This window comes from Pseudomonas azerbaijanorientalis (assembly GCF_019139795.1).
GTDB lineage: Bacteria > Pseudomonadota > Gammaproteobacteria > Pseudomonadales > Pseudomonadaceae > Aquipseudomonas > Aquipseudomonas laurylsulfatiphila.
Window position 1 is genome coordinate 3998016 of the sequence record NZ_CP077078.1, and the last position, 11537, is coordinate 4009552.

Here is an 11537-nt window from a genome sequence, read left to right on the forward strand (position 1 = left end):
CCTGTCAGATCATCGAATTTTGCAATGACCGCAAAGACACCCGTGTCAATAGATTGTCGGTCGATTCTTGACGCTGGCATATCGCCACATTTGCGTAAGAGTTGTCGGAGTCTGGGGAAAAGCGTCAATAAACCGGTGACTCAATTCTGACACGCTCAAGCTGTTACAGCCCTTGTATTTCGCGGCTTACGACCGTTTATCGCTTTCCTTTGCCTCTCGCCAATCGCTCAAAATCGGGGGCAAACCCAACAGTGGTGCGAGTTTGATAGCAATTGGCCCCCCCGAATTTGGGGTGTCTTGCCCATTTAACATGCCGGACGGTTGACGCGGTTTGCCGAGGCTGGTCTATACCCATTTTTACAGTTTCACTTCTCGACTCTCCACCGTCTTACGAGGCACGCCAATATGGACGTGAGCGTATTTGGTACGGGCTATGTTGGCCTGATACAAGCAGCGGCACTGGCCGATGTCGGGCATCGTGTCCTGTGTGTCGACATCGACCCGAACAAGATCCGGCAACTGCAACAGGCCGTGCCACCGATCAGTGAGCCAGGGCTTAGCGCCACCCTTGAAGAAAACATCAAGGCCGGTCGCCTGCTCTTCACCACCCAGGCCAGCGATGCAGTCGAGCATGCCGATCTGATCTTCATCGCCGTCGGTACGCCCGCCGACGAAGACGGTTCCGCCGACCTCAGCCATGTGCTGAACGTGGCCCGGCAGATTGCCAGTTTCATGGAGGCCGACCGCACCCTGATCATCAAGTCCACGGTGCCGGTCGGCACGGCGGATCAGGTCAGTGCCACCGCTGTCGAAGAGCTGCAGCGCCGCGGCAAAGGTTCGTTGAAGGTTCGGGTGGTGTCCAACCCGGAGTTTCTCAAGGAAGGCAGTGCCCTGGCCGATTGCATGCGCCCGGACCGGATCATCGTCGGTACCGCCGACGATGAAGCCCGCAGCCAGATGAACGAGCTCTACGCACCGTTCTGCCGCAACCGCGAAAAACTGATGTTCATGGACAATCGCAGTGCCGAGCTGACCAAGTACGCGGCGAACGCGATGCTGGCCACGCGCATCAGCTTCATGAACGAACTGGCCAACCTCACCGAGTTGCTGGGCGCCGACATCGAAGCGGTGCGCAAAGGCATCGGTTCGGACCCGCGCATCGGTTACCACTTCATCTACCCCGGTTGCGGCTTCGGCGGTTCCTGCTTCCCCAAGGACCTGCGCGCCCTCCTGCACACCGCCGAGCACTGCGGCATGCCTTTGCGTCTGCTGCGCAGCGTGACCGAAGTCAACGAGCACCAGCGCCATATCCTGTTCAGTAAACTCAAGGCGCAATTTCCCGGCGGGCTGGCCGGAAAATCCATCGCCCTGTGGGGCCTGGCGTTCAAACCCAACACCGATGACATGCGCGAAGCCCCCAGCCGTTATCTCATGGAGGCACTCTGGGCCGAAGGCGCGAGCGTGCAGGCCTACGACCCGGAAGCCATGTCCGAATGCCGACGCCTCTACGGCTACCGTAACGACCTGCATCTGTGCGCCACCCGCGATGACACCCTCGAAGACGCCGATGCCCTGGTGATCTGCACCGAGTGGAAGAACTTCCGCGTGGTCGACTTCGACCTGCTGGCGAGCAAACTGCGCTGCCGGGTAATCGTCGACGGGCGCAACCTCTACAACCCGGAACAGGTGGCGGCTGCCGGCCTGCACTACAGCGGCATCGGCTTGCGCCACATCGTGCCGGAGGCCGTACGCCCATGAAGATTCTCGTCACCGGAGCGGCCGGCTTCATTGGTGCCCATTGCGTGCTGCGACTGCTGCACGACGGCCACCAGGTGTTCGGCCTGGACAACTTCAACAGCTACTACGACCCGCAACTCAAGCGTGATCGCGTGCGCTGGGTGCAGGAGCAGGCACGCCCTTTCCCGCTCTCAACGATTGACCTGGCCGATGCCACGGCCATCGAGACGCTGTTTGCCGAGGAACAACCCGAAGTGGTGATCCACCTCGCGGCCCAGGCCGGGGTGCGCTACTCCCTGGAAAATCCCCGGGCGTACCTGGACAGCAACTTGAGCGGTTTCCTGAACATCCTCGAGTGCTGCCGCAACCACCCGGTCAAACACTTGATCTACGCCTCGTCCAGCTCGGTGTATGGCGCCAACCAGCACACACCGTACTCGGTGCGCGATGGTGTCGATCATCCGCTCTCGCTGTATGCCGCGACCAAGAAGTCCAACGAGTTGATGGCCCACAGCTACAGCCACCTGTTCGGCATTCCCTGCACCGGGCTGCGCTTCTTCACGGTATACGGCCCCTGGGGACGGCCCGACATGTCGCCGATCCAGTTCGCCCGGGCCATCGCCGAAGAGCGGCCACTGAAACTGTTCAACTACGGCGAGCATCAGCGCGACTTCACTTACATCGACGACATCATCGAGAGCATCACGCGCCTGATCGAGTGCCCACCGCAAGCCAATGACCAATGGGACCGCGAACACCCGGACCCGGCCACGAGCATGGCGCCCTGGCGGATTTTCAACATCGGCGGCCAGCACCCGGTAGCGCTCAAGGATTATCTGGCGCTGCTGGAAAAACACATGGGGCACAAAGCCCGGGTCGAGCTACTGCCGCTGCAGCCCGGCGATGTCCTCAACACCTGCGCCGATGCCAGCGACCTGGCTCGCGCGACCGATTTCCAGCCGCGCATCGAGCTGGATGAAGGACTTGGGCGCTTCGTTGCCTGGTTCCGTGCTTACTACTAACTAAGTAATTAAACAATCAACACTAATTAAACAAATAATTAACTGATTAATACCAATTAACTAAGCAACAAAGCGATCAAAAATAATTAACCAAGCAATACTTTGTTTAACACTAACTGACTGCCTATCGCCCACGCCGCACGCGGCTGAACTTTGCGGAGGATTTATGACTGGTCATGAGAAAAGTCTGTCCCTGGACACAATGCGCAGGGACAAGCGCATGGACCCCGAGCACCGCATGCGCATGGACGCCGCCATCCACAGGCAGGGACGTGGCTGGATTACCGGTCGCGACGGTGGCCGACCCTGGACCCTGTCACGCACCAACCGCGTGCTGGCCAGTTGCGGTGCGCTGCTGATCCTGGTGCTGATTGCGCCGGTGCTGCTGGGTCTGGCGCTGGCCATCAAATGCACCAGCCCGGGGCCGGTGATGTTCGTGCAGAAGCGCACCGGTTACCGCGGCCGCCTGTTCGGCATGTACAAGTTCCGCACCATGGTCAGCAACGCCGAGGAGCTCAAGGAGTCCCTGCGGCACCTGAACAAGCACGGCGCCGACGCCATCGATTTCAAGATCGACCAGGACCCGCGCATCACCGGTATCGGCGGCTTTCTGCGGCGCACCAGTCTCGACGAGCTGCCAAACCTGTTCAACGTCGTGACCGGCGACATGCGCCTTGTCGGCCCCAGGCCCACTTCGTTCAACGCCTACCGCTACAAGGACAATCACCTGGTTCGCCTGAGCATCTACCCCGGCATGACCGGCCTGTGGCAGATCTCCGGGCGCAGCAATATCGATTTCGACCAGCGCGTTGAGCTGGATATGCGTTACATCGCCCAACAGAGCCTGCTGCTTGATTTGAAGATTCTGTTGAAAACCCCTTTCAAAGTATTCAGCGGCCACGGAGCGAGTTAAATGGACGGTTCAACTGCTAAAAGCCTCAGCATTGCCAGCCCGAGCGAGTCCAACCTGACATCGACCGTGCTGGACCAGGACCTGCGGATCCTGTTCCTGACCGCCGCCAACCCCGGCGCGGGCACCACCACCAGCGCCCTGACGCTGGCCAGCCAACTGGCGCAGATGAGCAGTGGCCTGGTGCTGCTGGTGGACGCCAGCCAGTCGGCGACCAACCTCACGCAACAGTTGGGGCTGACCAGGGAACGGGGGTTTCACGACCTGCTGTTCAACACCCAGAACCCGCCCTTGTTGCAGGACTGTGTGGTGGACGTGTCCAGCCTGCCGTTCCACGTCCTGCCGTTCGGCCGCCACTCCCGGGGCAACGAACACCTGACACCCGAACGCCTGAGCCCGCTGCTCGATCAACTCGGCAGTCAATACCGGTTCGTGGTGATCGACGGCGATGCCGTGTATTCGGATGCCGACACCCTGGCCATCAGCACCCAGGCGGACGGCGTGATCATGGTCGTGCGCTCTGAAGACACTCGCTGGGAAGTGGCCCAGGCCGCAGCCCAACGCCTGAGCCAGGCCGGCGCGAAACTGGTCGGCAGCGTGTTCAACCGACGCAAGTACTACATGCCCAAGTGGCTGTACAAAAACCTGTGAGCAATCAGATAAGGATGACGCCATGAACGCCAAGATGCTTGTCCTGCTGTTGCTGCCGCTTGCAGGTTGCTCCAGCACTTCCTCCGACCAATCCCAAAGCATGCCGGTGCAGATCCTCACGGCTCCACCGGCCAACGCCCAGGCCACCGACGTGCCCAAGGTCGAGCAGACCCTGCGGCCACAAGATGTACTGGACGTGATTTTCCACATCAGCACCAGTGGTTCGGACGCCTATCGCGTGCAGTCCGGGGACATGATCTCGCTGAACTTCACCGCCGCCAGCCAGCTCAACGGCAACCAATTGGTGCTGCCCGATGGCACCATCGAACTGCCCGGAGCCAACACCTCGGTGAAAATCGAGGGGCTGACCCGCGATCAGGCACGTGATGCGATTCAGCGCGCCTACGATCGCAAACAGCTGTTCCAGCCCAACCGCAATCAGCTGTCGGTGAACCTGGTGAGCCCGCTGACCAATGAACAGAACCTCAGGTCCACGCTCAGCCACCCCGGCACCGGCATGAGCCGGGAAATCACCGTGGGCACCGACGGCTACGCCAGCTTCCCGGAAATCGGCTCCGTGCCGCTGCAAGGCATGACCGTCAACCAACTGGAGGCCTACCTCAACAAACGCTACGCCACCTTGCCGGGCCGCATGACCGTGGACGTGCTGCTCAAGTCCACCGCCGGCAACGAGATCTTTGTGCTGGGTGAAGTCGGCCAGCCGGGCTCCTACCCGATCCGCCGCCCGGTGTCGGTGCTTGAAGCCCTGACCATGGCACGCGGCTCCAACGTCAAGGCGCGCCTGGACTCGGTGATGATCATGCGGCGCAACGGCAACCAGGTGGTCGCACATCGTTATGACGTGGAGAAAGCCTTGTCCGGCGATGCCTCGCAAATCGCCTACCTGCAGGCCGACGACATGCTGTACGTGCCCAAGACCAAACTGGCCAGCGCCGGCGAACTCGCCCGGCAACTGGCGGACGTGGTGTTGTTCCAGGGCGTGGGCATGAGCTTCAGCTATCGCGTCGACAACAAAGACAGCAACGACTAACTCACAGGTGACCGCCATGAATCCAAAGGAAAACTACCTGCATGAGTTCTTCAGGATCTTCTTCGCCAACAAGCAATTGGTGAAACGAGTATTCCTGGTCTTTGCAGTGATCGCCGTGGTCTTGCCGCTGATGCTCAAGCAGAGCTTCGATATCACCGCCCAGGTGATCGTGCAGTCCAAGAAACTCTCCCAGGGGGATGCCACCAGCACCCTCAACCAGGAGAACGCTTCCTTCATTCCGCCTTCGCTGGCGGACATGGAGACCGAGAGCAATATCCTGCGTTCGCCGGCCTTGATCCGCCAGACCATCGGCCAGTTGCGCGAAAAGGGGGAGTACACACCGCCCGTGAGCGTCTTCAACAAACTGCTGGTGCAGCCGTTCAAACGGTATGTCAGCAATCCCGTGCGCGAGCAGGTGATCAACCCGCTTCGCAACATGCTGGGGCTGCAGACCGATCCGGTACGCGACACCGAGCTCGATGTGCTCACGCAGGAAGCGTCCGACGACCTCAAGGTTGAAACCTTGCCGGGCTCCAACGTGATCTCGATCGTCTACAGCTTCCCTGACCCGGCCCAGGGCACCCGGTTCGTCGCCGCCCTGCTGCAGAACTACCTGGTCAACCGCCAGGAAATGCAATCGATCGACCTGCCGCAGAGCTTCTACGAAACCAAGAAGTTGCAGTACCAGGTGCGACTCGATGGCCTGGAAGCCAACCGCCTGGCCTTGCTCGAAAACGTCGGCTCGTCCGATCCCAAGGAAGAAATCACATTCCGCCTCAACGCGATCAACACCGAGGAGCAAGCGCTCAACCTGTATCAGGACCGGTTGCTGCAAAGCCAGCGCTGGCTCGAATACCTGAAAACCAACCTGGCCACCGCCAACAACGCCAGGTTCAACGACTACACCTTCCCCTACACCTTTACCACCACGGTCGACAACGTCGCTTTCGAAGACCGCGAGATCAAGCAACTGGGTGAGCAACTGACGACCCTGGTCAGCCGCTACATGAGCGACCTGGCGATCTTTCAGCCCAGCAGTGAGCCGATGCTGCTGGCACGAGAGCAAATCACCCGCACCCGTGGGCAGTTCCTGAAGATTGTCAGCAACCGGATCCAGGAGCGCACCAGCGACCTGGCGACGGTCAGCTCGATCATCAACCAGAAAACCGCGCGCATTGCCGAGTTCAAGAACCGCATCCACCAGTTGCAGGAAACCCAGAGCAAGCTGCGGCAAATGGACACCGAGATCAATGCGCTGCATGCGGCGTTCTCCACCTATGCCCAGCGCTTCGCCGAAAGCAGCACCGCGCGCGCGCTGGACAACGACCTGTCCAACGCCCGGGTGCTCAGCCCGCCGTTCGAACCGACTGAAGCTGCGTTCCCCAAACCGCTGCTGATCATTCCGTTCGGGCTGTTCACCGGTCTGCTGCTGGCGATTGCCCTGGTCTACGTGCGTGAGTTCTTCGACCACCGCTTCAAGCACCCTGCGCAAATCACCCATGAACTGGGCTTGCCGGTGCTGCTGGTGCTCAACGATCAAAACACCCTGCCAAACAATCCGCACAAGAACTGGAGCGTTCCGGCCCTCGTGCATTGGGTGCGCAATTGAACGCGGCGCTCGGCACCACCCGCGATCTGCCGATCATTCATTTGCTCAGCAGCGGCGGCTTCTATGGGGCCGAGCGCATGCTGCTGGACCATTGCCTGGCGACGCCGGGGCAGCACCAGGTGCTGTTTCTCGATGCGCCGCCAGAGCTGATCGCGCGTTTTCGCCAGGCCGGTGTCGATTGCCTGGGCTGCGCGGGCCTGGGCGCGTTGCTGGGGCATTTGCGCCAGCGTCGGGACCGTCGGCCACTGATCAATACGCACAACTTCAAGGGCCTGCTGTTCGGCTGGGTCGGCGCCACGCTGTTGCGCCTGCCCCTGGTAATCACCCAGCACGGCTTCACCCCGCGCAGCCGCAAGCAGAAGTTCTACACCTGGCTGAGCCTGCAACTGTGCCGCACGGCTTCGGTGGACCGGGTGGTGTGTGTCGCCGAAAGCATTGCGGCGCTGCATCGCCAGGCCAACGTGCGCACGGACAAGTTGCAGGTGATCCCCAACGGCCTGCCGGCGGCCAACGACCTGCTGCCGCACAGCGGCGCACATCAGCGCTGGCTGGCCGGTTACGTCGGGCGCCTGAGCAGTGAAAAAGGCCCTGACCTGTTTCTCGATGCGCTGATCCCGTTGTGTCAGCAGTATCCGCAACTGGATGCGGTGATGCTCGGCGACGGGCCGGAGCGCGAAAGCCTGCAGGCGCGCATCGACGAAGCAGGATTGCAGGCGCGTATCACCCTGCCGGGCTACCAGACCGACATGCGCGCCTGGTGGCGGCAACTCGATGCGCTGGTGATCAGCTCGCGCACCGAAGGCACGCCGATGATTCTGCTCGAAGCGATGCAGGCCGGGGTGCCGGTGGTGGCCTTTGGCGTTGGCGGGATTCCCGATGTCGTGCAGGACCGCCACAACGGCCTGCTCGCCGCGCCCGCCGACAGCGCCGCCCTCGCCCGCCAGATCGGCACGCTGGTGCGTGACCCGGCACTGGCCGGCGAGTTGATCGACAACGCAAAACGTACGCAACGGGATCGCTACGACCTCAAGGCCCTGGCCGAACGCTGGTCGCAGCTTTACATCCGCACTGCACGGGAGGCACGCGCGTGATCTTTCCACTCTCGATCGTCAGTTTGCTCGGTCTGGTCTGCCTCGGTTTGCTGGCCAGTCCCTATCCGTACCTGGCGCCGGGAGCGGTGCTGGGCCTGGTGGGTGTCGCGGTGCTGTACCGCAAGCCTGCCTGGGGCCTTCTGGGTATTGTCGCCATTCTGCCGTTCGAGGGGCTGTTCAAGGCCAACTCGCTGTCGGGCACCAAGTTCCTCGGGGCCTCGCTGGCGCTGATCCTGATGCTGCAACTGGCGATTCATCAGATACCGGCCGATCGCCTGCGCAGCAATATCTGGCGTTTGCTGGTCGGGTTCATGTTGCTGTACCTGCTGAGCCTGTTGAACACCGACGACATGGGCATCTCCCTGGGCCACCTGCGCGAATTGAGCGTCGGCCTGATCCTGTTTGTCATCACCCTGCTGGTGGCGCGTGAGTTGAACCTCGACATGTTCGCCCGGCTGGTCGCCATCAGTGTCGCGGTGACCTGCGCCATGGCCATGTTCTCCACCAAATACCAGGACGCGGGCCGCGCCTCCGGGCTGCTCAAGGACCCGAACAACTTTGCCCTGCTGATCGCCTTCGCCGTGCCCATGGCGTTGTTGCTGGTGGTGCGTAGCCCGAACCTGTTGCACCGGTTGTTCTGGGGGGGCTGCACCCTCCTGTTGCTGGGCGGCATGACCAAGACCGATTCCCGTTCGGGGCTGGTGGTGTTGTTCCTCAGCCTGTTGATCGGTGCGTGGCATTACCGTGCGCAGTTGCCACGCATTCGCCCGCGTCACCTGGGCTTTGCCATGCTCGGCCTGGCGATTGTGATTCCGCTGGGGTTCTATGCGATGCCGGCCGGTTACGTGGAGCGTATCCAGTCGCTGAGCATCCTCGGTTCCGGGGCCAAGAGCCAGGACCCGTCCCTGGGCCGTCGCGCCTCCTACATTGTGGTCGGCGGCGCGATGATCGCCGAGAACCCCTTGCTCGGCACCGGCCCCGGCACGTTCCCTCTGCACTACGCCACCACCGGTTACGCCAAGGCCTTTTCCATCAAAGGCGAGACGCAAGACCTGTACCGGCGTGCCCATAACACCTACCTGGAGATCGTCAGTGAACTGGGAATTCCCGCCGGCCTGATGTTTGTCGGCATGCTGGCCCTGGGGTTGTACAACCTGCTTCGCGCCCGCCGGGTCTGGCTGTTGCGAGGGAACGCAGCGCAGGCCGATGTGATGACGCACCTGAGCATGAGTTTTCTGTCGTTGACCTTGTTCCTGATGTTCCTCAGCGCACCGAACCACAAGTACCTGTGGATCATGCTCGCGTTGACCAGCGTACTGCGCACCAAGGCCGAAGAAGCCCCGTTGACGGAGGCCAGGGCATGAACCGCATCAGTATCGTCATCCCGATGTACAACGAAGCCCGGCACATCGCCAGGACCCTGTTCGCGGCACAACATGCCGCCGATGCGGCCAGGGTGGAATGCGAGTTGATCGTGGTCGACAACGGCTCCGACGACCAGGGCCCGCACATCGCCAGGCAGTTCGGCGCCCAGGTGCTGGTCCTGCCCGGCCTGCTCATCGGCGCATTGCGCAATCGCGGAGCGGCGATCGCCCGTGGTGAATGGCTGGCCTTTATCGATGCCGACGTCGAGATGCCGGAGAACTGGTTCAAGCTGCTGTTCGACCTCGAATCCGCCGGCCAGGCCGATGTCATGGGGCTTGACCTGCACACCCCGGCCGAAGCGCCGTGGTACGCCGATGCCTGGCAGCGCCGCACCTTGCGCCCCGATACGCAGCCGTTGCAAGTCGTGCAATGGCTGCCCAGTTCCAACCTGCTGATGCGCCGTCGCTGGTTCGACAAGGTCGGCGGTTTCAATGAACAACTGCGCACCGGCGAGGACAAGGAGCTGACCATGCGCCTGGCCGACGCCGGCGCCAGGCTGTGCTCGGTCAACCAGAGCGTGGCGCTGCACTGGGGCTACGAAGGCAGTTGGCGCGAATGGATGGGCAAGGAACTGTGGCGCCAGGGCAGTCATCTGCAACTGCTGCACACCCATGGCCCGAGCATGCGCCTGCTGCGTTTTCCGCTGCTGTCGATGGCCGCCTGGGGGATCGACTTCCTGGCCATTTCCGCCCTGCTCGACGGCTTCCCCCACCATGGGGTGCTGATGCTGATGCTGACCGTCCTGCCCGCCCTGGGCTTGAGCCTGCGCCAGAGTGCCAAACACCACGACATGCGTCTGACCCTGCAACTCTGGGGCCTGCACTGGGTGCGCCTGCACCTGGCGGGTGCCGGATTGGTCCTCAGCCTTTGTCATTGGAATGCCAGGAGGCCCGCCCGTGGCTGAATTCATTTTCTGGTTGTGCCTGTTGCTACCGGTCTACGCCTACCTCGGCTATCCCCTGTTACTGACGTTGCTGGCACCCCTTTATCGGGCACCGCGTCATGGACCGGCTCAACCGATGGACGTGAGCATCGTGATTGCCGCACACAACGAGGCGCGGCATATCGAAGCAAAACTGCGCACCGTGCTGGCCCAGGACTACCAGGCCCGCTCGCTGCACATCATCCTCGCCAGTGACGGTTCGACCGACGACACCGTGGCCTGCGCACGCAGGGTCGATGACCCGCGCATCAGCGTGCTCGACCTGCCCCGCCAGGGCAAGGCGGCGACGCTCAATGCCGGGGTCGCGATAAGCAGCGGTGAGATCCTGGTGTTCACCGACGCCGACAACCAATGGTCCGGCGACACCCTCGGCCATCTGCTTGCACCGCTCAACGACCCGCAGGTCGGTGGCTGCGCCGGGCACATGGTGATCCCGGTGACCGGCAAGGGCCTGAGCATTGGCGACAGCCTGTATCGGCATTACGAAGGCTGGCTGCGCTACGTGGAAAATCGCACCGGCTGCATGGTTTCCGCCGACGGCGCATTGCTCGCCCTGCGCCGCGAGTTGTTCCAGAAGGTGCCGGCGGAGGTCAACGACGACTTCTTTATCAGCACCTGCGCGCCGGCGGCGTTCAAAAAGATTGTCTACGTGCCCCAGGCCCGGGTCATCGACCAGGGCGTGGATGAAGCCGACAAGCAGTTCCGCCGCCGTCAGCGGGTCACGGTCGGTGGCCTGCAAAGCCTGGCCCAGCGCCGCGAGTTGCTCAATCCGCTGACCCACGGCCTGTATGCGATTGCCCTGATCAGCCACAAGCTGATCCGGCGAATGGCGCCGATCCTGTTGCTGCCGTTGCTGCTGAGCAATTTCTGGTTGTGGGAAGACCACGGCTTCTATCGCCTGAGCCTGATCGCGCAACTGCTCGGCTACACGGTTGCCATTGCCGGCCTGCTGGATTCGCAACACCGCTTGCCCAAACCCTTTCGCCTCGCCGCGTTCCTTCTGGTGACCCTTGCCGGGATGAGCATCGGCCTGTGGCAGTTCCTGCGCGGTCAGCGTTACGCCCAATGGAACCCCGAGCAAAATCGATGAGAGGCGCA

General features: G+C 62.0%; 10 protein-coding genes. All 10 read left to right on the forward strand.

Annotated features, from left to right (window positions below):
• Positions 1 to 405 precede the first annotated feature (405 nt).
• The 10 genes from KSS91_RS17700 to KSS91_RS17745 all read left to right on the forward strand — a co-directional run bounded on the left by KSS91_RS17700 (position 406) and on the right by KSS91_RS17745 (position 11529).
• Positions 406 to 1758, forward strand: a complete 1353-nt coding sequence (locus KSS91_RS17700; protein WP_217835593.1) for a UDP-glucose dehydrogenase family protein — start codon at positions 406 to 408, stop codon at positions 1756 to 1758.
• Positions 1755 to 2759 (forward strand): NAD-dependent epimerase, encoded by a 1005-nt coding sequence (locus KSS91_RS17705; RefSeq protein ID WP_217835594.1) that lies wholly within the window; start codon positions 1755 to 1757, stop codon positions 2757 to 2759. The genes KSS91_RS17700 and KSS91_RS17705 overlap by 4 nt, the downstream gene beginning before the upstream one ends.
• A gap of 166 nt (positions 2760 to 2925) precedes the next feature.
• Complete coding sequence (locus KSS91_RS17710) at positions 2926 to 3672, forward strand: sugar transferase (protein ID WP_126046249.1); 747 nt, start codon at positions 2926 to 2928, stop codon at positions 3670 to 3672.
• The gene (locus KSS91_RS17715) at positions 3673 to 4320 is read left to right on the forward strand and encodes a CpsD/CapB family tyrosine-protein kinase (RefSeq protein WP_217835595.1); all 648 of its coding nucleotides are present in this window, start codon (positions 3673 to 3675) and stop codon (positions 4318 to 4320) included. It abuts the gene before it with no gap.
• A gap of 22 nt (positions 4321 to 4342) precedes the next feature.
• Positions 4343 to 5371 carry a polysaccharide biosynthesis/export family protein gene (locus KSS91_RS17720; RefSeq protein WP_217835596.1) on the forward strand — a complete coding sequence of 343 codons (1029 nt, stop codon included), beginning with the start codon at positions 4343 to 4345 and terminating at the stop codon, positions 5369 to 5371.
• Positions 5372 to 5387: 16 nt separating this feature from the next.
• Positions 5388 to 6980, forward strand: a complete 1593-nt coding sequence (locus KSS91_RS17725; RefSeq protein ID WP_217835597.1) for a GumC family protein — start codon at positions 5388 to 5390, stop codon at positions 6978 to 6980.
• Positions 6977 to 8071, forward strand: coding sequence for a glycosyltransferase family 4 protein (locus KSS91_RS17730; protein WP_217835598.1), 1095 nt, complete (start codon positions 6977 to 6979; stop codon positions 8069 to 8071). The genes KSS91_RS17725 and KSS91_RS17730 overlap by 4 nt, the downstream gene beginning before the upstream one ends.
• Positions 8068 to 9435, forward strand: coding sequence for an O-antigen ligase family protein (locus KSS91_RS17735; protein ID WP_217835599.1), 1368 nt, complete (start codon positions 8068 to 8070; stop codon positions 9433 to 9435). The genes KSS91_RS17730 and KSS91_RS17735 overlap by 4 nt, the downstream gene beginning before the upstream one ends.
• Entirely contained in the window at positions 9432 to 10400 is a 969-nt protein-coding gene (locus KSS91_RS17740) for a glycosyltransferase family 2 protein (protein ID WP_217835600.1), read from the forward strand. The genes KSS91_RS17735 and KSS91_RS17740 overlap by 4 nt, the downstream gene beginning before the upstream one ends.
• Positions 10393 to 11529, forward strand: a complete 1137-nt coding sequence (locus KSS91_RS17745) for a glycosyltransferase (protein ID WP_217835601.1) — start codon at positions 10393 to 10395, stop codon at positions 11527 to 11529. Before KSS91_RS17740 ends, KSS91_RS17745 begins: the two co-directional genes overlap by 8 nt.
• Positions 11530 to 11537: the final 8 nt, after the last annotated feature.